The following is a 22,211-nucleotide window of genomic DNA, read 5'->3' as shown; positions in this document are numbered from 1 at the left end:
AACGAAGATCCCAAGCCGTTCATCTGGACCAAGACCGCCGAGGAAATCCTCGACTCCCTCGCCCGCTTCTGCCGACGGATCTCCGGCGCAGGACACTAGGACCCACGCCGACACCTTCTGGATCTTCGATGCATTCCCCGACGAGGCCGCTCGCGACGCCCACGCCAACGGCGCCATCGTCGCAGCCCTGATGGCCAACCAGCACCTCCTCGGCGCAGCACCCGAGATCCTGGCGGCCGACGTCCTCGCGTCCAAGCTCCCGTAGTCCGCCAACGCACGAGACGATCGCGCCCCGCCGAGCCGTCGGACCCGACCGCCTCGACACCCGCACCACGTTGACGATCCCCGACGGGCCGATCACGAGGAGGCCAGGCAACACCAGGCGCAAGCCTGGAGCGGCACTGTTTCACCGGTGGTCATCGAGAGAGCCAGCGCGGTTCCATGGCAGCGCAACTGTGTCAACTTGCCCTCCGTCCCGCGAGGCGCCGTGGGCGGGTCGTGGTTGCGATCCGTTGCCGTGACGGGAGACGCGTTGCGCGTCGCAGCGATGACGGGTCGTTGGCGTTCCGGGGCGTTGCGTTCGTGCGCGCCGCGCGTGCGGCATGGAGCATCTCGCTGCGCACACAACGATCGCTGCGCCGACGCACCGTTGACACCTCGCACGTCCAGGTCGCGACACAACGCCACGCTGCGTTGCCGAGCGGAGCGAGGCATATCGGCACACGGACAGGATGCCGGCCGCGAGCGCTCAGCCGGCGAGGGGTCCGTCGCAGAGGAGAGCGACGTCGGTGTCGGGCAGAGCCGTGAGGCCAGCGCATTGCGCGACCACCAGAACCGAACCGCCCCTGCCCTGCGTTTGCGTCGGTCCGCAGATAGACGTCGAGGTCTCCCGACGATGGAGGTTCCTACGCCATCCATCCGAAAGACCTCGACGTGTCCGACGCTACCCCGCCGGCCGGCTTCGGCCGCCCTGACCTGACCGCCTTCGCTCGACTCGACGGCCTCGGTCTGAGCGTGACCGGGCAACGACTTGAACCGGATCGTGCGGTCCTCGCGTGCCGCGTGGTGGAACCAGATCAGTCTTGCCGACGGTGCGGCAGCGAAGGCGCTGCTCGTGACACCGTGATCCGGCGGTTGGCCCACGAGCCGCTGGGCTGGCGACCGACCGTGCTGGAAGTTGTAGTGCGCCGCTACCGCTGTGCCGACTGCGGACACGTGTGGCGCCAAGACACCAGCGCCGCGGCGGAGCCACGCGCGAAGCTCTCGCGCACCGGGTTGCGGTGGGCGCTGGAAGGGATCGTGGTCGCACACCTCACCGTCGCCCGTGTCGCCGAGGGACTCGGGGTCGCGTGGGACACCGCCAACAACGCGGTCCTGGCCGAAGGCAATCGGCTGCTGATCAACGACCCCACGCGGTTCGAGGTGTCCGCGTACTCATCTGAGTGCACCACCGAGTACGAAGTTGTGTGCACCACTGCTCAGGCTACGTCGGTGTCCCGTTCGATGGCCTGGAGGCGGTTCTTGAGCCGGTAGCTGTTGCCGTTGATCGAGACGACGTCGCAGTGGTGCAGGAGGCGGTCGAGGATCGCGGTGGCGAGGACCTCGTCGCCGAAGACCTGGCCCCATTCATCTGGGGCTGGCACTTGTTCCCTCTCAAGAGTTGCTGCTGCCACCTGGCCGTATCCCGCTCCTGGGGTCCTCGTTGGTTCTCGTGGTGGCACCCCGGTTTTCAAGGTGCTGCCTTGACCGTTCAGGTGCGAGGAAGGTGTGCCGGTGGCCGAGGCGAGACTGCACGTCATCGCGGGCGGGGCCGTCCCGCAGGGGCCGCTGACTACGGATCCGTGGCAGTTCCAGACCATGTGCGTCGACGCGTTCGTCGCCTCGTGGAGGGCCCGTGGGTTCAGCCCGGTGACCATCGACAACGACATCGGCCTGCTGGAGCGGACACTCACCGCGTTGGGACGGCCTGCGTGGGACGTCACGCCCGAGGACATTGACCGGGTGGTCGGTGATCTCGCGGTGAAGGGCCGGGCGACGTCGACCCGCCGCGAGTACGTGCAGATCTTCAAGGGCTTCCACCGGTTCCTGCAGGCTCGCAAATCGGCCGAGATCGAGGCCGCATTCGGCGTCCGACTGGTCTGCCCGGTCGACGAATTCAACGCTTCCCGCCATGTCGGCGACGATTCTCCAGCCCTGCTGCCGCCGCCGACACCAGAGCGGGTGAACGAGTTCTTCTCCTTCATGAAACAGAGGATCGCGACCGCGAGGAAGTACGGACCCGCAGCGAGGGACTATGCGATGTTCCGGACGCTGTATCACGCCGGGCTCCGCTCGGAGGAGGCATCGCTGTTGGAGAAGCCGGATCTGCACTTCACCCGAGGCCCGTTCGGCAAGCTCCACGTCCGCTTCGGCAAGGGAGCCCACACGTCCGGGCCGCGGCCTCGGTGGGTGCCCATGCTCGACGGTCTGGACCTGGTCTTGCGGTGGTTCCTGGAGGACGTGCGGCCCAAGTTCCCCGACTCGCCGGTGCTCTTCGCCGACGAGTCCGGCGGCAGCCTGCACCGCGGGACCATCCGCAACCGGCTTCGCTATCTGATGGAACTCGAAGGACGCCCGGCATCCGAGCGGTTCAGCCCGCATGCTCTGCGAAGAGCATGCGCGACGCACAACTACGAACGCGGCGTCGATCTCGTCGCGATCCAGCAAATGCTCGGTCACTGGACTGTCAGCTCGACCATGCGGTATGTCCGGCCCTCCGCGACCTTCATCGAGGACGCCTATCAACGCGCCGTCGCCAGCACTCTGGCCGAGCTGACCGGGAAGGACACCACAGCATGAAGATCCAATGGCGGCTGCGCATGGCTGCCGCTCAGCGCGAGGTGTGGACCGGGACGGAACTGCGGCGGCTGCTGGCCGAGAAGGCCGGCCTGGAACTGTCCTCGGCTTCGGTGTCTGCGCTGTTCACCAAGGAACCCTCGCAGGTGAAGATGACCACGCTGGCCGCGTTGTGCACCGCGCTGGAATGCACTCCCAACGACCTGATCGAGGTCGACACCACCCCCGTCGAACGGCCCCTCACACCTCCTCGTCCAGTCGCTGACCTGCCGCAGGCCGTCTCCGCCAGGGGCCGGTCGATGCCGCCTTTGTGATCGGCGGGCTGCGATGGGCAAGAAGCAACGAGACTGTGTCACCTGCGGCGCCCCCGTCGGATATCTCGACCGCCAGCACTGCTGCCGGTGCTGGCGCCGACTGAACGAGCAGGCCGCCAAGGCGGTTTGCCCCGGCTGCGGCCGCGACCGCGTCCTGCAGCAGGACACCGGCCGCTGCATCATCTGCTCACGCGTATGCGAGGAATGCGGCCACCCCGTCCGGTCATCGCAGAACCGTCTGTGCCGCGACTGCCGGCGCAAGGCCGACCAAGCGGCAGCCCAGCAGACATGTCCGCGCTGCCGCAGGCCCGGCTATCTGCGTGAGGCGACCGGCTGGTGCGGCCACTGTTCACGGCCCAGGCAGGAGAAGCAGTCTCCGAGGACCTGTCACGAGTGCGGTCAGGTGCGGCGACATGCGGGATTGGGGCTGTGCTCGGCCTGCTGGCAAAAGCACCCTGGCCGTCCCTTCATCCGTGGTGAACACCTCCGCGACCGACTCGCCGATCCACCTTCCTGGCTGGGGGACTTCGTCGCTCATGTCGCCGCCCGGCACTGCATCGCCAGAGCCTGCAGCTTCGTCACCGACCTCGGCCGACTCCTGGAAGACGGGCACTCCACCTCACCCCAGGCCCTGCTGGAAAGATCCCGCAGACCCGGACGGTCGATGGGCTCCTTCGCCCGCGCACTCGAGGACTTCTTCACCCTCCACCACCTGGCACTGCCCACCGACCAGGCCGAACGGCTCGCCGCCGGCCGAAGGCAACGACGTATCGAGGCCGTCCCCGAACCGCTGCGGCAAGCCGTCGCCGCCTTCAACGCCTCCCGGATGCGGGCCCAGGACCGAGCCCGCCGAGCCGGCACCCGCCCACGCAGCAATCACACCCTGGAGACAGCCCTGGCCACCCTGCGTGACCTGGCCGTCTTCTTGGTCGACGATCGGGACAAGAACGCCTGGGCCCTCGTCGACGTGCACGACGTCGAAGCCTTCCTGTCCACCCTGCCCAAGGGACGCAAGCGGCGGCTGACCGTGCTGCGGCAGTTCTTCCGTTTCGCCCGGTCCCAGAAGATGCTGCTGGTCGACCCCACCCGCGAGCTGGTAGCAAAGGAGACGAACGGCTTCCGCGGCCAGACCCTCGCCCTCGACCAGCAGCGCGAGCTGTTTAGGCGGTGGACAACCGACAAGCACGTGCACCCGCATGAAGCGGTGATGGGCATGCTCGCTCTGCTGCATGGCGCCTCCAGCTCCGAGATGCGGATGCTGAAGACCGACGACATCGACCAGCAGGCCCATACTGCCCGGCTGGGAAAGCGACCCCATCCCGTCCCCCTGGACCCCGCCTCCTGGACAGTGCTGCAGCGGTGCCTGGCCCACCGTGAGGCATGGCCCACGGCCAACCCGCACGTCATGGTCACCAAAGGAACCAAGGCCGGGCGGAGCCCGGCCTCAACTGCCTATCTTTCCCACGTTCTTGACGACTGCGGCTTCCCACCACGGATGATCCGCAGCACCCGGCTCGTCGACCTGGTGAACACCATGGACCCCAAGCTCGTCGCCGCAGCCTTCGGCATGGACCCGCAAGCCACCCTGATCTATCTCGCCGACCATGTCGACCCCGGGCGCCTGCCCGATCACTGAGGGACACCCAGCATCAGAGAATCCGCTGGTCAGCAGTCTCGCCATGCCCCAGACTCGGACGGCTGCGAGAGCCCTCGGTAGTCAGCGCAGGGAACCCGCGACCGAAAGAAGGGAAAGAGGATGGCCCACCTGCGACTCGTCTGGGTCCTGTCCGGACATGGTTGGGCCGACTGCATCGTCAGCGACCACCAGGCAGAAGCCGAAGTCACGGCCTCCTATATCACCACTGCCCCCGAAGATCTCTTGACGGCAGTAACACGTCTGATCGTCGGCGAGACCGAATGTCGAGCGCAATTCGAGGCCGAGCCCACCGCCTTCCGATGGATCTTCTACCGTGATGGCACCAACGTGTGGATCCGCCTGCTTCAGCTGGCCAACGGTAGTGCCCACGACAACACGGGGGCCGAGATCTGGTCCACCCAGCAGGACATCGACGTCGTGGCCCGAGCAATGATCCGATGCTTCGACGAGGTCGTGAGGGAGTACGGCGAGACCACATACCGCGGCAAGTGGGGTGAGCACTTCCCCCGCACCGAACTCGAAACCCTCAGGACCGCGTGGCGCGAACATCGAGGCGACTGGGAAGCCTCCTCGACACCATCGAACCCGTGAAGTTTCGGCAGCACCTGGCACAGGTTCGCCGGAACATGTGCGCTTTGCCGAATGTCTTGTTCGAGGTCAGGATGATCGAGCCCTTCTCGTAACGCTTGGAGATGACCTGGAAGACCAGGTTCGCCTCGGTCCGCTCCAGCGGCTGGTAGCCCACCTCGTCGACCACGAGGACCGCGGGGCGGAGGTAGCTGGTGAGCTTGCTGATCAGCCGGCCCTGGTCCTCAGCGGCTTTGAGGTGGCGGACCATGTCGTCGAGGCTGGTGAAGTAGATCGAGTAGCCGGCCCGGCAGGCCGCGACCGCCAGGGCGACGGCGATGTGCGTCTTGCCGACCCCTGGCGGCCCGAGCAGAGCGACGTTGGCCTTGTCCTCGACGAAGGAGAGGGTGGCCAGGTCCTTGACCTTGCGCGGGTCGAGGTCGGGCTGGAAGGAGAAGTCGTAGTCCTCCAGCGTCTTGTGGTGCGGCAGCTTCGACAGCCGCAGGCCGTTGCGGAAGCGGCGGTCGTCGCGGACGGCGAGTTCCTCGGACAGCACCAGGTCGAGCAGGTCGAGGTAGCCCATCTTGGCCTCGTTGGCCCGCTGGACGTACTGGTTCAGGGCCTCGGCCAGGTGCGGCAGGCCGAGCTTGGCGGCGGTGGTGCGGATGCGGGTGCTGGTCAGCTCGCTCAACGGGCTTCCTTGGTCGGGGCGGTGAAGGGTCGGGTGCCGGTCAGCTCGTCATAGACCGACAGCGGACGGCGGCCGACCTCGACGTTCGCGGCGGCGGCCCGGTTCAGCAGAGCCTGCAGCGGTCCGGCCTCCGCCTTCGACGGCTGGCCGCGGCGGGGCGAAGGCAGAGCGTCGCCGGTGGTGACGCGGCGGCCGGCACCGGTGGGAAGGCCGTCCCAGTGCGTCTCATCCACGATGCGGGCGCCTCGTCCAACAGCCCGCGGGTGAACGGCCAACAAGGTCTGGCCACCTGTGTCGGGGACGGTGGAGTGCAGGCTGACCTGGGACTTCGTGGCCCGGACCTCGACCAGCTGGCGGGGGCGGACCTTCCGGGCGGGAACGGAGTAGAGGTTCGCGTCGAAGGCGACCAGGCAGTCCTTGCCGACATGCCGCAGATGCCGCTGGGTGACCACGTAGGGGGTCGCCGGCAGCGGACGCAGGGCCATGTGGTCGCGCACGGCCCGGTGTCCGATGACTTCGCCGTGGGTGCCGTGGACCTTCGCCCGCCGCAGTGGTACCCAGGCAGCGAAGGCGGCGTTCAGCTCCTCGATGGAGGCAAACGCCCGACCGGCCAGGACATGGTCGCGGACGATGCCGACCTGGCGCTCGACCCGGCCTTTGCCCTGGGGCCGGTAGGCGGCCAGCACATCGATGTCGAAGTCGTAGTGCCCGGCGAAGGCGACCGCCTCCGGATGCAACGGAACCGCCTCACCCGGGGGCGACGTGCCGACGCACGACCGTCTTGGTGCGGTCGTAGACGATGCTCATCGGCACCCCGCCGAAGTGCGCGAACGCGGCCCGGTGGCAGTCGAAGAACGTCGCCAGGTCCTGGCTGGTGGTGAAGCAGCAGAACGGGTCGCGCGAGTACGACAGCGTCATGTGGAAGGAGTAAACCTTCGGGATGCCGACATGGGCGAGGATCTTGCCTTCGTCGCCCCAGTCGACCTGGGCCTGAGCACCCGGGACGACCTCGAACCGCCGGTGCAGGCCCGCGAGCTCGCCCGGGCTAATGCCCAACTCGTCCGCGATCCGAGGCCGGGCTTCCTGCAGATAGAGCTTCACCCGCTGGTAGTTGATGCTGGCCCCGTACTCCTGGACGAGGCGCTCGTGAATCACCTTCCCCTTGAGCAGGATCTCGGACCTGAGCATCGCGTCGATCAGCGGCGCGACCTCGTCCACCACCCGCCGAGGCCGCTGATCTGCTACTTCTCTCTTCGGCGGCGCGAGCGAGGCCGGGTCCTTGAGGTACTTGCTGACCGTCCGGCGGTTCAGCCCGGTCTCCTTCGCGATCTCCCGCAGGCTCATCGCACCGGACTCGTACAGCGGCCGGAACCGCCTCAACTCCAGCCATCGATGTGGATCCAAGACCACCGTCAGCCGCCTCCCTGCCGCCCCGAAACGACAGCAGCAGACTCACGGCCGGCACCCCGTCACCGCATCAGGAATGGTGCACTTTCATCCGTACGAGGTGGTGCACGTTCGCTTGTACGCCGACACGAGGGCGTGAAGGTCATTGGCGTCGATGAGCACGTCTGGCGCCACACCAGGCGTGGCGACAAGTACGTCACCGTGATCATCGACCTCACCCCGGTCCGCGATGGCGCCTGCCCAGCAAGGCTGCTGGACATGGTCGAGGGCCGGTCGAAGGCGGCGTTCAAGACCTGGCTCGCCGACCGCGACGACGCCTTCCGTGACGCGGTCGAGGTGGTCGCGATGGACGGCTTCACCGGGTTCAAGACCGCCGCTGCGGAGGAGATCCCGGACGCGGTCACGGTGATGGATCCCTTCCACGTCGTGCGCCTGGCCGGTGACGCCCTCGACAGGTGCCGGCGCCGGGTCCAACTCGCGATCCACGGGCACCGTGGGTTCAGGGACGACCCGCTCTACAAGTCGCGGCGCACGCTGCACACCGGCGCGGACCTGCTCACCGACAAGCAGAGCGACAGGCTACGCGCGCTGTTCGTTGATGACGCTCACGTCGAGGTCGAGGCGACCTGGGGTGTCTACCAGCGCATGATCGCCGCCTATCGCCACGAGGACCGGCAACGTGGCCGCGAGCTCATGGAGAAGCTGATCACCGACCTCAGCGCCGGCGTCCCCAAGGTGCTCACCGAGCTCACCACCCTGGGCCGGACCCTGAAGAAGCGAGCCGCCGACGTGCTCGCCTACTTCGAACGACCCGGCACCAGCAACGGGCCGACCGAGGCGCTCAACGGACGGCTCGAACACCTGCGCGGCTCCGCACTCGGGTTCCGCAACCTGACCAACTACATCGCCCGAAGCCTGCTCGAGACCGGCGGCTTCAGACCCCAACTCCTACACCCCCGATTGGGATGAGCCGCCAACGGGTGGGAGGTCACCGACCGATCCATGAAACGCCGACCGGTCGGAAAGGTCATTGTCGGGGAACTTGTGCACATCCGCGACCGGAAACCTGGCACCCCCGGCCGGACCACGGGACACCGGCCACAAGGGGCTGCAGCCGGTACGTGATGCCCCTGACCGTAATCCGCAGCACGACCAGGGACCGGTCTCTCGCGAACGGTCAGGAACAACGCCGGGGCCGATTCCGAGGACCGCTGTCAGCGCTCGGTGATAGATGCGCGTTCCTGCGCCGCGCGAACGGACTCGGTGAGCGTGGCGAGATCGTACGCCCCGCGGTGCAGCCGGCCGTTGACGAAGAACGTCGGGCTGCCGGCGACACCGCTGCGGTCGGCGGACTCGACATCCTCCGCGATGCGGGAGGCGACTGTGTGGGTCCTGAGGTCCCGCTCGAACTTCTTCACGTCAAGGCCGAGGTCCTCGGCATGGCGCAGCAGATCCTCAGGGCTGAGCTCGCCCTGGTGGGCGAGCAGTGCGTCGTGCATCGGCCAGAAGGCGCCCTGCCGGGCCGCCGCTTCGGACGCCTCCGCGGCGAGCTGCGCATGGGGGTGTACATCGTCGAGCGGCAGGTGGCGCCACACGAAGCGGATGTCACCTCCGACGTCGTCCCGGAGCTGGCGCATCATGGGCTCGGCCTGTGCGCAGTAGGGGCACTCGAAGTCGCCGTACTTGACGACGGTGACGGGCGCGTTCACGGGTCCGCGGATGTGGTCGCGTTCCTCGTCGACCGGGGCGAAGAGGTCGATGATGCTCTCGCCTGTTCCCATGAGTGCACGGGCGCGTCCCGTCCGGGGCAGCGCACGGATGCCCACCGTGATCAGCCAGGTGAGGGCGAAGGAGAGGGGGATGGTGGCGAGGATGCCGTACTTGGCCTCGGTGAGCTGCTCCTCGTTGAAAGCAAGAGCGGCGATGAGGAGGGACACGGTGAAGGCGGCGCCGGAGGCACTGCCGCCGGCCAGAACAGCGCCCCAGCCCACCTGCGGCCGCAGACGGCCACGGCTGACCCATGTGGTGAATGCAGCGCACAGGGCGATGCCGAGCGGCTTTCCGAGAACGAAAGCGATCAGAATGCCGAGCGTGATCGGGGAGGTCACAGCGTCCGTGAAGCCGGCCCAGGTGATGTGGATCCCCGCGTTGGCCAGGGCGAAGAGAGGCACGATGATGTAGCTGGACCAGGGGTGGAAGATCGGTTCCAGGCGTTCGTTGGGTGAGATCACCGTTGCGAGGCCCTGGCGCAGCGAGCGTTCCAGTTCCGGGGTGGGCTGCTCCCGGAAGAGCCTGAACTGGCCGCTGGTGCGTTCCAGGTCTGTGCGCGAGGCGGGGTAGGCGTAGGTGATCATGGCGAGGGCCAGGCCGGTCACTACGGGGTCGACGCCGGACTTGAGGAGTGCGACCCACATGGCCGCGGCGACGACGACGTAGGGGACGCTGTGGCGCACCCCTGCGCGGCGGATGCCCAGAACCGCGACGAAGAGGGCCAGGGCGATCAGCAGCGCCGGCCACGAGAGGTTGCTGCTGTAGACGAACGCGATGACGGCGAGGGCCACGACGTCGTCGACGATGGCCACGGTCAGCAGGAAGGTGCGCAGGGCGTCGGGAAGCCGCTTGCCGAGCAGCGCCAGGGTGCCCAGGGCGAAGGCCGTGTCGGTCGACATGGCCACGCACCAGCCTCCGCCGGCATCGGTGGTGGCGGCGAAGGCCAGGAAGATCAGAACGGGCACGCCCATCCCGGCCAGGCCGGCGAACAGTGGCAGGGTCATCCGGCTTCTCTGCCGCAGTTCACCCATGTCGAACTCGCGCCGTGCCTCGAGCCCGACCACGAAGAAGAAGGCGGCCATCAAGCCACTGTTGACCCATTCGCGCAGTTCCAGATCGACGCCGGCGGTCCCCAGGTGCACGGACAGCGACGTTTCCCAGAAGTGCTCGTAGGAGCCGGGGGAGACATTGGCCCACACGAGAGCGGCGACGGAAGCGACGATGAGGGCGACGGCGCTGCCGGTCTCGGTGCGCAGGAAGTCGCGCAGGGGCGAGCGCTGGCTCTCGGAACGCACGGTCTGGCCGATGCCCTCAGGGCCGGCAGGCCGGGGTGTGGTGGTGGTCATGTTCCGTCTTCTGCCTGTCTGGTGCGCAAGGCACGGTGTGCAATGAGCATTACAGACCCCCGGACCGTGCGCAGTGCTCACGACTGCGCTCGGTCCGCCCCGAGGCGAGCGGGCATCGCCTGCCCCGGGGCGGTCCGGGACCCCGTTCCCCTGCCGCCCACCGCGGCAGGGACGTTCACGGCTCGGGGCAGCGAGGTGAGCCGCCCGTGCCGTGAACGCCGGCCGTCAGTGCCCGCGGGCGATCCATTCGCCGAGGTGTCCGCTCTCGGCTGCGATGGTGGTGGAGTCGCCGTGCCCGGTGTGCACCGCGACCGCCGGCGGGAGAGTGAGCAGTCTGTCCCGGATGGAGTCGATGATCGTCGGGAAGTGCGAGAAGGAGCGTCCGGTTGCGCCGGGCCCGCCACGGAACAGCGTGTCGCCGGAGAACACCGCGTTGAGCGCCGGAGCGTAGAGGCAGACCGCTCCCGGGGAATGGCCGGGAGTGTGCAGGACCTGGAACGGGGTTCCGGCGATCTCCAGCATCTGGTGATCGGCCAGCTCCTGGTCGGGAAGCCGGTCCGGATGCGTCTGCTTCCACAGCGGGAGGTCATCGGGGTGCAGCAGGATCGGTGCGCCGGTGGCCTCGGCCAGTGCGGGAGCCGCGTCGATGTGGTCGTTGTGCGCGTGCGTGCAGATGATCGCGCGCAGCCTACGGCCGCCGAGCGCGGCCTCGATCGCCGAGGCATCGTGTGCGGCGTCGATGACGACCGCCTCGGAGTCGTCGCCGACGATCCAGACGTTGTTGTCGACGTCCCACTGGCCTCCGTCGAGAGCGAACGTCCCGGAGGTGACCAGGAGGTCGATGCGGGCCGCCATCAGAACACCATCACCGAGCGCAGGACCTCACCGTCGCGCATCCGCTGGAACGCCTCCTCGACGTCGGCGATGCCGATCGTCTCGGTGACGAAAGCGCCGAGATTGAGGCGCCCCTGCAGGTGCAGGTCGACCAGCATCGGGAAGTCGCGGGAGGGCAGACAGTCTCCGTACCAGGCCGACTTGAGGGAGCCACCGCGGCCGAAGACGTCGAGGAGCGGCAGCTCCAGCATCATGTCAGGGTTGGGGACACCGACCAGGACGACCGTGCCGGCCAGGTCACGGGCGTAGAACGCCTGACGGTAGGTCTCGGGGCGGCCGACCGCATCGATGACGACATCGGCACCGTGTCCGCCGGTGAGCGCGCGGACCTCCCCGACCAGATCGCTGGTGCGGGAGTTGACGGTGTGGGTGGCGCCCATCGTCTTCGCCATCTCGAGCTTGCGGTCGTCGATGTCCACCGCGATGATCTTCGCCGCGCCGGCCAGCCGGGCCCCGGCGATCGCCGCGTCGCCGACGCCGCCGCAGCCGATGACGGCGACGGAGTCGCCCCGGCCGACCTGGCCGGTGTTGATGGCGGCGCCGATGCCGGCCATCACGCCGCAGCCGAGCAGTCCGGCGACGGCCGGGGAAACCTCGGGGTCGACCTTGGTGCACTGGCCGGCCGCCACGAGGGTCTTCTCGGCGAACGCGCCGATGCCGAGGGCCGGCGTGAGCTCGGTGCCGTCCAGCAGGGTCATCTTCTGCTTCGCGTTGTGGGTGTTGAAGCAGTACCAGGGGCGCCCGCGCCGGCAGGCACGGCACTGGCCGCACACCGCCCGCCAGTTAAGGATGACGAAGTCGCCGGGGGCGACGTCGGTGACGCCCTCGCCGACGGACTCCACGACACCTGCGGCCTCATGACCGAGCAGGAACGGGAAGTCATCGCCGATGCCGCCCTGCTTGTAGTGAAGGTCGGTATGGCAGACGCCGCACGCCTGGATCTTCACCACGGCCTCGCCGGGGCCGGGATCCGGCACGACGATCGTCTCCACCCGGACCGGCTCGTTCTTGCCCGGTGCGATCACTGCCTGAACTTGCTGTGCCACGTTGTTCACCTTGCTTGCTGTGTTGTCGTTGAACGGTGCTGTGCCGAGCCCGGTCAGGGGCGGCTGATCAGGGCGCGCAGGGCGGCCGCCGCCGCAGCTGGGTCGTTCGCGCTGTAGATGGCGCTGCCTGCCACGGCGGTCCGGGCGCCGGAGTCCTGTACCGCGGCGATGGTGGCTGTGCTGACGCCGCCGGCGACGGAGAACGGGACCCCCGAGCTCGAACCGGCATCCAGAAGCGCCTGGAGGCTGTATCCGGGCAGGGCCTGTTCGTCCAGCCCGGCATGGAACTCGACGAACACCGCCCCCAGGGCGTGCGCTTCCTTGGCACGCGTGGCCTTGTTCGTGACGTTGATGAGGTCGACGACCACGCCCTTGGAAGCGGCGCGGGCGGCGACGACCGCGCCGTTGATGGTGGAGTCGTCGGCCGTACCCAGAACGGTGACCAGGTCGGCGCCGGCGTCGAAGGCGAGACGTGCCTCCAGCTCACCGGCGTCGGCGGTCTTCAGGTCCGCGAAGACGGTCTTGTCGGGGTGGGCGTTCTTGACCGCCGTGATGACGGACATGCCCTCGCTCTTGATCAGCGGGGTGCCCAGTTCGATGACATCGACGTAGGGAGCGACCTGCCCGGCCAGCCGCAGGGCGGCTTCCGTAGTCAATAGGTCGATGGCTACCTGCAGTCGCATGACGGTGTTTCCTTCCGGCGTGAGTCGCCCGGCGGTCTCCCGGGCGTTCGTGGTTCTGCGGGCGTATGCCGCGCAGGTCATTCGAGATTGCTGTGGCGGGCCCACAGTTCGTCGGCCGTGAGACCGCTGCGCTGCCAGAGCGCGTGGAACAACCCGTCTCCGAGGAGCCACAGCACCTGCTCGAACAGGCTGCCGGCGTACTGGGCCGAGGCCTGCCCGGACCGGTCCCGCTTCGCGGCCGCGGGTACGACCAGAACGGTCGGCGTCAGGGAGGCCAGGGGCGAGTGCGGAGCGGCGGTGATGACCGCCACCTCGGCGCCTGCCGCGATGGCGGACCGGGCCGCAGTAAGCACCGAGGGGGTGCGTCCCGAGCCTGAGGCGATCAGCAGGAGGTCTCCCGCCGCGATGGCCGGCGCCGTAGCGTCACCGACGACATGCACGCGGAGCCCGAGGTGCATCAGCCGCATGGCCAGGGCACGCAGAGCGATGCCCGAGCGCCCCTGCCCGAGAATGAAGACCCTCGACGCCGCAGTCGTGGCGGAGAGCAGGCGTTCGGCTTCCCCGGGGGCAATGGCCTCGACCGCTCGGGTCGCCTCCGCCACGACGAGCGCGCTGCTGTCCTTCCAGGACGGCCGCACGGGACGGGGTGATTCCAAGAGCGTTTCGTTCACACAACGAGCATCCCCAACGGACAGGTAGTCGTCATTCAACCTTCGGGGCAATTTACCTACCCATTCAGGGAGGTTCTGTGCGACGATGAAGTGGTGACGAACGATCTTTTGGTGCAAAACGGTAAAGGGTTGGCAGCCCGTTTGAACCTGGTGGCGACAGCTCCACTGCAGGACGTGGCCGACCGCCTGCACACGGCCCTCGACGGCGTGTGGCCGCACGAAGCGCTGGTGATCTTCACCGAGGAATGCACCGGGCGTCCCCGCAAGAAGGCTGGCGACCCGGAGATCACGAAGAACGTGACCATCGCCGAACTCGCAGCCCTGCGCGACCGGGCTGCAGGCGGTCAGTGGGCCGGGCGCGCACAGTTCGGCGGCCTGCCCCGCGACGTGGCGGTCCTGGGAGACGGCACCGGAGCCGTACTCGTCCTTTGCCCCGTGCAAGAACCCCCGGGCGAAGACCGCGCCGCCCACACACGGATCCTGTGGAGCGTCGCAGCCGCCTGCATCGCCCGGCAGGTCGCCGAGGCGGCACCCGACTACCTGCAGGAATCGCGTGCGGTCACCAGCGAGAGGCTCCGGGTCACCGCCGAACTCACGGACCGGCACGTCACCGACCTGGAATCCCTGCTCGCCGCCCTGCGCAGCCGAGACCTCGACGACGCCCGAGCCCGTACCCAGGCGATCGACCTCGCCGCCGACGCCCTGATCCGCACCAGGAGCGGAGCAGACCTGGCCGCCTTCATCGCCGAGGAACCGGTCGCCCGCGCCTTCGAACGCCTCAAGAACGACCTGCGCCCCCTGAGCCGCTACGAAGCACTGCAAATACAGTTCATCGAGCCCCCGGCAGACGGCCGCGCGCTTCCCGGAGAAGTCGCACACGCAGCACGAGCCATCGTGCGCAGCGCCGTCCTGCTGATGCGCGACCAGGAAGAAGTCACCCGCATCCGGGTCCAATGGAACTGCGACGGAACACACCTGCTCGTCTCCGTGAGAGACGACGGCCCCGGCAGCATGGACAGCTCCGGCCCCGCACTGCGCCAACTCGGCGCCCGCGCCACAGCGCTGGGCGGTCGCCTCGACCTGGAAGCGGTAGAGAACTGGGGCTCCCGCCTCGAAGTGCAGATCCCGCTCGACCCCCCGGACACCTCCGAACAGCCCACCGAAACGTGGGGTCTGGCTCCCAGGGAAACGGAAGTCCTGCGCCTGCTCGCCTCCGGCCGCCGCAACCGGCAGATCGCTACGCAGCTCGGCATCAGCGAGAACACCGTCAAGTTCCACACCAGCCAGATCTACCACAAGCTCGGCGTCACCTCCCGAGCCGCCGCAGCCGCCCTGGCCACCGAAGCCGGCATGCGATGACGGCGATCCCGATCCTCGACCGGGACAGCCGCAGGGCTCCAGCACGTCGGTGACCGTGGGTACAGCGTGAGAGCGGCGCCCAAACACGGACGGGCCCGCCCCGGGGCCTGTCGCCCTTGTGAGGTGCCGCAGCCGGTCGAGAGCCGCCGCGCGCTCGGCAACCACGGTGCACGCGTCCAGACCGCGAAGCCGGAAACCGCGCCGTCGCGCGCTGCAACAAGAGCAGGGGCCTGACAGGGCCCGCCGGGGAATCAGAACAGGGTCGCAGGAGGATCCGGCAACCGCCGCGGCCCGGCCCGGCACTCCCTCTCGATCCAGAGGCAGATAAGGCCGACGACACGCTCCCGCTCCTGCTCGCTGAGCTCGCGTCCCTTGGCGATCCCGTGGTTGATCTGCAGGCAGGTGCGGCAGCAGGTCGCCGTGGCGTGCTGGGCTCGGAAGACGGGATGGCCTCCCCAGGGGGTCTGCCTGCCGTCCCTCACCGGACAGGCCGGGGCAAGGCGGCTGTCGATGAGCTCACGGGCGTGCCGTCGCACGGCCACCATGCCGCGCAAGGCGACGTACTCACGCTCGGCCGGGCGGAGATGGAACTTGGCGCGGAAGGGAATCCGGGCGATCCGTTCCAGTACGGCATCCAGCCGGTCCTGCTCCATGGCCCCGCTCGTCCTCTCACCACCCGCAGACGCCCCCGCGGACGTCATGTCTCCAGCCCCAGGACGACCGGATGTATCAGGTCCTTCCACGAAGTCGGCCTCCCGGTACTCGCTGGGAGTCATGCCGGCCACCGCGCGAAAGGCACGGTAGAACTGCACCGAACTGGAGAAACCCGTCTCCTGCGCGATCGCGGAGATCCGCTTGCCCGGCTGCGTCCGCAGCATCACCCGGGCGCGCTCGAGCCGCAGAGACCGCAGGCGCGCCATGGCGGACTCGCCCGTGCCCTCGAAGAGGCGGAACAGAGTGCGGCGGGAAACGTGCAGGCCCGCGGCGATGCCCTCTGCGTCCAGATCGGGGTCTGCCAGATGCGCGCGCATGTAGGCTGCCGCCTGCCCGCGCCGCAGCGCCTCGGGCACCTGACACCGACCGGGGGCGATCAGGCCGAGGAGCGAGGTTCCCAGCGCGGTCGCCTGGGGCTCGAGGAGGTGCGCGCCCAGGCGGTCCCCGTCCTGGCGCTGCGCGAGGTTCACGAAGAACGCCGCCACCGCGCCCATCGCCCCGCCGCAGTCGAACGTCCGGGCGAGCAGGTCGTTGCTGCGGCTCACGCCGGCCTGCGCGAATGCCCTGTCGGCGGGCAGCTCGAGGACGACCTGCTCGTACTCCTCCTTCGCAGACAGAGAGAAGGGCGCGGCACTGTCGTAGATCACCAGCGAACCGGGAGTCGCGAGCGTCTGACGTCCTGCCTGTTCGACGAGAAAGTCACCACTCAGCTGGAACACCAGGTACAGGTAGTCGTCGTCTTCGCGGCCCTGCGCGATGTCGCCGGCCGAGCGCCGGACCTCCTCGGGGCGGGCCCGTTTGGTGGACAAACGGAAATCCGTGTACTGGCCTAGCCTGATCTCCCCGTCGAAGGCGTTGCCGACCGGGTCCGTCCTGGCCGACACGTAGGCCTTCTGACTGGCCTGACGCCAGTAGTCGACCTCGTCGCCCTGAGGGGCGCGACGGGTGGAGAAGGACGTCAGGCGCGGCAGCGCCAAACCGTCCTGTGCCATGGCCATGCCTTTCTCTGGGCCGCCTTGCATGGATCAGATCTACGCTCACGGCGCTCCGTCCCATCGTACGCCGCAGGGGTGTTCTAGGGCTTTCGCCGACTGATGCGTCGGCAGGGCAGGGGCCGGCCCGCAGTCCCGTTGCGGGACTGCGGGCCGCAGTGCAGGCCTCAGGCGGGGATGAGGCCGTGGGGGTCGATGATGAACTTCTCGGCCACTCCCGTGTCGAAGGTCGCGTAGGCGTCGGGGGCGTCGTCGAGGCTGATCACTTTCGTGTTGAGCATGGCGCTCAGGTAGGGCATGCGGTCCCACAGGATCGCCATCATCAGCTCGCGGTTGTAGTGCATGATCGGTGCCTGCCCGGCGGCGATCCGCGGCGACTTGATCCAGGCCTTGCCGAAGTCGATCGGGTACGTTCCCTCCTGCTCGGCCTTCGACTTCGCGAGCGGGTCGGGGCCGTAGACGCCGATGACTCCGGTGGCCCCGCCCGCGCGGGTGGCGTCGAGCACCTGGTTGATGGCGTAGGCCGGGTCCATGTCCTCGGCCTCGCGGCCGATGCCGTGTGCCTCGGTGCCGACGTAGTCCACTGCGCAGTCGACCATGGGTTCGCCCAGGATGGCCTCGATTTGGTCGGTGAGCGCCGCGTCCTGGCTCAGGTCGATCGTCTCGCAGCCGTTCTTCTTCACCAGCTCCAAGCGGTCCTTGTGGTAGTCGCCCACGATGATGCAGGACGCCCCGAGGAGCCGCGCCGCTGCTGCGCCGCAGCGGCCGACCGGGCCGGCGCCGGCGATGTACACGGTCGAGCCCGGCTTGGCACCGGCCTCCATGAGACCGTGAAACGCGGTGGGCAGGATGTCCGAGAGCAGCGCCAGGTCACGGATCTTCGCCATGGCCTGGTCCCGGTCCGGGAAGCGCAGGAGCTGGAAGTCGGCGTACGGGACGAACAGGTACTCGGCCTGGCCGCCGGTCCAGTCGCCCAGGTTGAAGCCGTACGCTCCGCAGGACACCTTGGGGTTTGTGGTCTCGCAGACGTCGGTCCGGCGCGCCCTGCAGTTGCGGCATCGGCCGCAGGCGACGTTGAACGGGACGGAGACGAGGTCGCCCTCACTGAGGAACTCGACGTCGGGGCCGACCTCGATGACCTCACCGGTCATCTCGTGCCCCATCACCATGCCCTGGGGCACCGGGAAGGACCCGCGGTAGATGTGCAGGTCGCTCCCGCAGATGTTGGTGGCGACGATCCTGAGGATGACTCCGTGCGGGGCCTTCTTCCCGTTCGGCATCTGAAGCTTCGGGAAGTCGAGCGACTCGACGCGCATGTCTTTCGGGTTCTGAAAGGTGACAGCACGGTTGCTGCTTGCCATGACGATCTCCTCTGCTGATTCACGGTGACTCGGCCGAGTCAGTGTCGGCGGTCATTTGGGCGGCTTCGCGGCCTCGGCCTTCCCAACGTATGGCTCACATCCAACGTACGCATGCCGGAACACGCCGGACTCGCCCTCGTCTAGGCCCTGCGTGCCAACGCACTAACGCTGCGCGCCACGCCCCCGGCCAAGGCCCCTCGCCTCCGTCTGCGCAGGTCCGAGCATTGTTAGCGTGGAAACATGACCGACGCAGCAGCGCCCGCGCCCGCTCCTCAGGAGCCCCAGCCCGTCCAGGCCGACGTCCGGGTGCTGGGCGCTCGCGAGCACAACCTCAAGGGAGTTGACCTGACACTCCCGCGCGACGCAACGGTGGTCTTCACCGGCGTCTCCGGGTCGGGCAAGTCGTCCCTCGCCTTCGGCACCCTCTACGCGGAATCGCAGCGGCGCTACCTTGAGTCGGTGGCCCCGTACGCCAGACGGCTGATCGACCAGGCCGGCGTCCCCGACGTCGACTCCATCACCGGAATGCCTCCGGCCGTCGCCCTGCAGCAGCAGCGCGGAGGGCGCAGCACCCGCTCATCGGTCGGCAGCATCACCACGCTCTCGTCCCTGGTGCGCATGCTCTACTCGCGCGCCGGAGACTACCCCGACGATCAGCCGATGCTCTACGCCGAGGACTTCTCCGCCAACACTGTCGAGGGCGCGTGCCCGCAGTGCCACGGCATCGGCCGCGTCTACGAGGTGCCCGAACAGAAGATGGTGCCGGACCCCTCCCTCACCATTCGCGAGCGGGCGATCGCCTCATGGCCGACAGCCTGGCACGGCCACCAGCTGCGCGACGTCCTGGTCGCACTCGGCTACGACGTCGACGTCCCCTGGAAGAACCTGCCGAAGAAGCACCGGGACTGGATCCTCTACACCGACGAGACGCCCTCCGTCCACGTCCACTCCAGGCTCACCCTCTCCGAGGCCCGCGCCGCGATCGAGGCGGGCGTCGAACCGAGCTACCAAGGCACATTCATCGGAGCACGCAACTACGTGCTCCACACCTTCGCCAACACCAAGAGCGCCTCGATGAAGCGCCGCGTCGCCCAGTTCCTCGACGTGGCCCCCTGCCCGTCCTGCCACGGCAAACGGCTCAAGCCCGAAGCCCTGTCCGTGACCTTCGACGGGCTCGACATCGCCGACTTCTCAGGCCTGCCCGTGCGGGAACTCGCGTTGCTCCTGGACGGAGCCGTCGCCGACGCCTCGCGGCAGGCAGCTGCCAACCCCGGCCCTACAGGCACCGCCGGTGGGGCCCTCCACGCCGACGTGCGCCGGCAGGCCGTTCAGCAGCGCGTCGAGGCCGGCGGATCCGCCCACGCAGCCGCGCCCGACGTACGCCGCACCCCCAACCGCTCGGCCGAAAAACTGGCCACAACCGCCCGCCTGGGCAAAGAGCTGGTCGACCGCTTGCGCCCCATCATCGACCTCGGGCTCGGCTACCTCTCCCTGGACCGCACCACACCCACCCTCTCGGGCGGTGAACTGCAGCGCCTGCGGCTGGCCACCCAGCTCACCTCGGATCTCTTCGGCGTCGTGTACGTCCTCGACGAGCCCTCGGCAGGCCTGCACCCGCAGGACGTGACCGCGCTGTTCGGGATCCTCGACGGACTCAAGCGCCGGGGCAACAGCCTGTTCGTCGTCGAGCACTCCGTCGACGTCATGCGGCACGCCGACTGGCTCGTCGACATCGGCCCCGGCGCGGGCGAGCGCGGCGGCCGGATCATCTACAGCGGCCCGACCGACGGCCTCGCCGACGTCGAAGAATCAGTGACCCGCGGATACCTCTTCGGCGGCAGCGGCCTGCCCCCGCACTCACCCCGCCGGTCAACCTCATGGATCGAACTCAACGGCGTCACCCGCAACAACCTTGGCGGCGTATCCGTGTCGATCCCCATGGGCGCCCTCACCGCCGTGACCGGCGTATCCGGCTCCGGCAAGTCCAGCCTGGTCAGCCAGGCACTGCCCGCGCTGCTCGCCGAGCACCTGGGCAACGCCGTACCCGTCGACGAGGCCCCCGAGGACGACGAGCTGCTCCTGGCCGATTCCCCCGACAGACTCGAAGGCGCCATCGAGGGAGACCTGGCCGGCGTACGCCGCGTGGTCAGCATCGACCAGAAGCCCATCGGCCGCACGCCCCGCTCCAACGTAGCCACCTACACCGGCCTGTTCGACCACGTACGCAACCGCTTCGCCCAGACACCCGAAGCACGCGCCCGCGGCTACAAACCCGGCCGCTTCTCCTTCAACGTCACCAGCGGCCGCTGCCCGACCTGCGAGGGCGAAGGCTCTGTCATGGTCGAGCTCCTCTTCCTGCCCTCGGTCTACACCGAATGCCCGGACTGCCACGGCACCCGCTACAAACCCAGCACCCTGGAAATCACCTGGCACGACCGGAACATCGCCCAGATCCTCGCGATGAGCGTCGAGGAAGCCCACGACTTCTTCACCGGCGAGGAAGACATCATGCGCTCCCTATCGGTTCTCATCGACGTAGGACTCGGCTACCTGCGGCTCGGGCAACCCGCCACCGAGCTTTCCGGCGGAGAGGCCCAACGCGTCAAGCTCGCCAGCGAACTGCAGCGCGCCCAGCGCGGAGACACCCTCTACGTACTCGACGAACCGACCACGGGACTGCACTGCGCCGATGCCGACCGTCTCGTCACCCATCTGCAGACCCTCGTCGAAGCTGGCAACACCGTCGTGATGGTCGCACTTGACATGCGAGTGGTCGCCGCTGCCGACTACGTCATCGACCTCGGGCCCGGGGCAGGGGACGACGGCGGCACCGTCGTCGCCAGCGGCACACCGGCACAGGTCGCCGAAGGAGGCGTCGGGGCATCAGCGAAGTACCTCACGACTGCGCTTGAGGAGTCCGGAGCCCTACAGCGCACGGCATGACGGTCATGCAGAGGCAGTTCCTCCTCTTGCCAAGACACGCTCGGAGGGCAACCAGAGCGGGACCCCGGCCAAGGGCCAGCGGGCCGCCGCTGGTGGGTGCCGGGACGGTTGGGCTCTCTGGCACGGCAGGAACGTCGAGGGCTCTGGCCGTGACTGTGCTCCGCGAACAGTTGAACCGGTGCGCGGAGACGAACCAGGAGCTCAAGTTCAGTGTCATCTACGACTGGTAACTCCGCTCTGTCGCCCGCAAAAGGGCAACCGTCCATCGTCCCTCGGTGGCGGGCGGCCGGCGGGTCACGGTTTACCGCCGGGGCCGTGACGAGAGCCTGGGCACCGCCTACTCCGATCACGACCTGGTCGTCTTCCTCGAAGCGCTCGGCATCCCTGACCCCGACGGAGTCCTGAACGATCCGAAGTGGCTGGAGTGGCGCGACGCGGCCCAGACCGCCTGTGGCCCACCGCGCCCGAGGGACGCTGATCCGGTTCCGCACGAGGTCACCGTCCGCGTGCCGCACCACCCGCATCGGCTGCGTCGCGTCATCGAGCGAGGAGATCGCCGAGAGCGTGAGCAGCAGTTGTGAGACTCTGACAAGTGCGTCGGACGGAGGGGCTATGTCGGTTCGGGTCGTCCCACGCGCGCAACTGAATGGTCACTGGAAGCCGCCCAGAGGGGCGCTCCGGTGGACAGCCGGTGGACAGACGCCTTTGGACGAGCCAGTACGAGGCCGCACGGGGAAGACTGGCGCACATGGCCTGATCTGGGAAAACGTCATCAGGGAGCATGGTGCGGCACCACTCGGCACGATCGCTCTCGGTCTCGTAATGCGTAGGTCCCAGGTCCGAGTTGCCAGGGACTTTTCAGGAGTAATTGTCAAGACTTGTGGGTGAGTTGAGTTTCAGGCGGCTTCGAGGTCCTCGACGAGGTGGCCGTTTTCGAAGCGGGCGCCGGAGCGGACGAGGG

15 protein-coding genes and 5 pseudogenes are annotated in these 22,211 nt (G+C 68.3%); 10 read left to right on the top strand and 10 right to left on the bottom strand.

Translation table 11 applies throughout. The features are described from left to right. Positions 1 to 97 precede the first annotated feature (97 nt). A pseudogene (locus IO29_RS37190) lies at positions 98 to 265 on the top strand (antibiotic biosynthesis monooxygenase); the annotation flags it as partial. Positions 266 to 933: 668 nt separating this feature from the next. Further along, positions 934 to 1,422, top strand: a pseudogene (locus tag IO29_RS37185) (transposase family protein); the annotation flags it as partial. 56 nt (positions 1,423 to 1,478) lie between these two features. On the opposite strand, the pseudogene IO29_RS38145 reads toward IO29_RS37185, so the two are convergent. Next, positions 1,479 to 1,628 (bottom strand): annotated as a pseudogene (locus tag IO29_RS38145) (ATP-binding protein); the annotation flags it as partial. Between the two features lie 145 nt (positions 1,629 to 1,773). Here IO29_RS38145 and IO29_RS29365 point away from each other — a divergent pair. The 4 genes from IO29_RS29365 (at position 1,774) to IO29_RS37175 (ending at position 5,397) form a co-directional block, all read left to right on the top strand. Further along, positions 1,774 to 2,838: a tyrosine-type recombinase/integrase gene (locus IO29_RS29365; protein WP_030382987.1), complete on the top strand. Its 1,065-nt coding sequence runs from the start codon at positions 1,774 to 1,776 to the stop codon at positions 2,836 to 2,838. After that, entirely contained in the window at positions 2,835 to 3,149 is a 315-nt protein-coding gene (locus IO29_RS29360) for a helix-turn-helix domain-containing protein (protein ID WP_030382988.1), read from the top strand. Before IO29_RS29365 ends, IO29_RS29360 begins: the two co-directional genes overlap by 4 nt. A gap of 664 nt (positions 3,150 to 3,813) precedes the next feature. Further along, positions 3,814 to 4,785, top strand: coding sequence for a tyrosine-type recombinase/integrase (locus IO29_RS39775; protein WP_234307685.1), 972 nt, complete (start codon positions 3,814 to 3,816; stop codon positions 4,783 to 4,785). 120 nt (positions 4,786 to 4,905) lie between these two features. Continuing rightward, positions 4,906 to 5,397 carry a hypothetical protein gene (locus IO29_RS37175; RefSeq protein ID WP_030382990.1) on the top strand — a complete coding sequence of 164 codons (492 nt, stop codon included), beginning with the start codon at positions 4,906 to 4,908 and terminating at the stop codon, positions 5,395 to 5,397. Here the strand turns inward: IO29_RS37175 and istB are convergent. Continuing rightward, a complete protein-coding gene (gene istB / locus IO29_RS29350; protein WP_234307686.1) occupies positions 5,333 to 6,064 on the bottom strand; it encodes an IS21-like element helper ATPase IstB in 732 nt (243 codons plus the stop codon). The two genes, IO29_RS37175 and istB, sit on opposite strands and share 65 nt — an antisense overlap. Then, positions 6,061 to 7,474: pseudogene (istA, locus tag IO29_RS29345) on the bottom strand (IS21 family transposase). The gene istB and the pseudogene istA overlap by 4 nt, the downstream one beginning before the upstream one ends. 120 nt (positions 7,475 to 7,594) lie before the next feature. Here istA and IO29_RS29340 point away from each other — a divergent pair. Next, positions 7,595 to 8,440 (top strand): annotated as a pseudogene (locus IO29_RS29340) (ISL3-like element ISPfr2 family transposase); the annotation flags it as partial. A 245-nt stretch (positions 8,441 to 8,685) separates the two neighbouring features. Here the strand turns inward: IO29_RS29340 and nhaA are convergent. The 5 genes from nhaA to hxlB all read right to left on the bottom strand — a co-directional run bounded on the left by nhaA (position 8,686) and on the right by hxlB (position 13,881). Continuing rightward, positions 8,686 to 10,587, bottom strand: a complete 1,902-nt coding sequence (nhaA, locus tag IO29_RS29335; protein WP_078618548.1) for a Na+/H+ antiporter NhaA — start codon at positions 10,585 to 10,587, stop codon at positions 8,686 to 8,688. Between the two features lie 225 nt (positions 10,588 to 10,812). Next, positions 10,813 to 11,442 (bottom strand): MBL fold metallo-hydrolase, encoded by a 630-nt coding sequence (locus IO29_RS29330; protein ID WP_030382994.1) that lies wholly within the window; start codon positions 11,440 to 11,442, stop codon positions 10,813 to 10,815. Continuing rightward, positions 11,442 to 12,527 (bottom strand): S-(hydroxymethyl)mycothiol dehydrogenase, encoded by a 1,086-nt coding sequence (locus IO29_RS29325; RefSeq protein ID WP_030382995.1) that lies wholly within the window; start codon positions 12,525 to 12,527, stop codon positions 11,442 to 11,444. The genes IO29_RS29330 and IO29_RS29325 overlap by 1 nt, the downstream gene beginning before the upstream one ends. Positions 12,528 to 12,580: 53 nt before the next feature. Further along, positions 12,581 to 13,210, bottom strand: coding sequence for a 3-hexulose-6-phosphate synthase (hxlA, locus tag IO29_RS29320; protein ID WP_030382996.1), 630 nt, complete (start codon positions 13,208 to 13,210; stop codon positions 12,581 to 12,583). A gap of 77 nt (positions 13,211 to 13,287) precedes the next feature. Next, positions 13,288 to 13,881 (bottom strand): 6-phospho-3-hexuloisomerase, encoded by a 594-nt coding sequence (gene hxlB / locus IO29_RS29315; RefSeq protein WP_106969930.1) that lies wholly within the window; start codon positions 13,879 to 13,881, stop codon positions 13,288 to 13,290. A gap of 93 nt (positions 13,882 to 13,974) precedes the next feature. On the opposite strand from hxlB, the gene IO29_RS39770 reads away from it, so the two are divergent. After that, on the top strand, positions 13,975 to 15,240 hold the full coding sequence (locus IO29_RS39770) for a LuxR C-terminal-related transcriptional regulator (RefSeq protein ID WP_078618553.1): 1,266 nt from the start codon (positions 13,975 to 13,977) through the stop codon (positions 15,238 to 15,240). Positions 15,241 to 15,491: 251 nt separating this feature from the next. Here the strand turns inward: IO29_RS39770 and IO29_RS39120 are convergent, their stop codons facing one another. Further along, complete coding sequence (locus tag IO29_RS39120) at positions 15,492 to 16,946, bottom strand: DUF4186 family protein (RefSeq protein ID WP_199808934.1); 1,455 nt, start codon at positions 16,944 to 16,946, stop codon at positions 15,492 to 15,494. Positions 16,947 to 17,113: 167 nt separating this feature from the next. Next, positions 17,114 to 18,307, bottom strand: a complete 1,194-nt coding sequence (locus tag IO29_RS29295; RefSeq protein WP_030382999.1) for an alcohol dehydrogenase catalytic domain-containing protein — start codon at positions 18,305 to 18,307, stop codon at positions 17,114 to 17,116. A gap of 240 nt (positions 18,308 to 18,547) precedes the next feature. Between IO29_RS29295 and IO29_RS29290 the strand changes: the two genes are divergently transcribed. Further along, a complete protein-coding gene (locus IO29_RS29290; protein ID WP_030383000.1) occupies positions 18,548 to 21,250 on the top strand; it encodes an excinuclease ABC subunit UvrA in 2,703 nt (900 codons plus the stop codon). A 275-nt stretch (positions 21,251 to 21,525) separates the two neighbouring features. Beyond that, positions 21,526 to 21,831 carry a hypothetical protein gene (locus tag IO29_RS29285; protein ID WP_033226764.1) on the top strand — a complete coding sequence of 102 codons (306 nt, stop codon included), beginning with the start codon at positions 21,526 to 21,528 and terminating at the stop codon, positions 21,829 to 21,831. Positions 21,832 to 22,211 lie beyond the last annotated feature (380 nt).

The sequence above is a fragment of the Streptomyces sp. NRRL F-6676 genome, from assembly GCF_000725625.1.
Classification (GTDB): Bacteria; Actinomycetota; Actinomycetes; order Streptomycetales; family Streptomycetaceae; genus Streptomyces.
The sequence above is the reverse complement of the archived record's forward strand: the minus strand, read 5'-3'. Positions and strand labels throughout refer to the sequence as shown.

Coding starts and splice junctions, on each gene's coding strand:
- IO29_RS29360 (WP_030382988.1), top strand. CDS start 2,835: ATGAAGATCCAATGGCGGCTGCGCATGGCTGCCGCTCAGCGCGAGGTG.
- IO29_RS39775 (WP_234307685.1), top strand. CDS start 3,814: ATGGGCTCCTTCGCCCGCGCACTCGAGGACTTCTTCACCCTCCACCAC.
- IO29_RS37175 (WP_030382990.1), top strand. CDS start 4,906: ATGGCCCACCTGCGACTCGTCTGGGTCCTGTCCGGACATGGTTGGGCC.
- nhaA (WP_078618548.1), bottom strand. CDS start 10,587: ATGACCACCACCACACCCCGGCCTGCCGGCCCTGAGGGCATCGGCCAG.
- IO29_RS29330 (WP_030382994.1), bottom strand. CDS start 11,442: ATGGCGGCCCGCATCGACCTCCTGGTCACCTCCGGGACGTTCGCTCTC.
- hxlA (WP_030382996.1), bottom strand. CDS start 13,210: ATGCGACTGCAGGTAGCCATCGACCTATTGACTACGGAAGCCGCCCTG.
- IO29_RS39120 (WP_199808934.1), bottom strand. CDS start 16,946: ATGGCACAGGACGGTTTGGCGCTGCCGCGCCTGACGTCCTTCTCCACC.
- IO29_RS29295 (WP_030382999.1), bottom strand. CDS start 18,307: ATGGCAAGCAGCAACCGTGCTGTCACCTTTCAGAACCCGAAAGACATG.
- IO29_RS29290 (WP_030383000.1), top strand. CDS start 18,548: ATGACCGACGCAGCAGCGCCCGCGCCCGCTCCTCAGGAGCCCCAGCCC.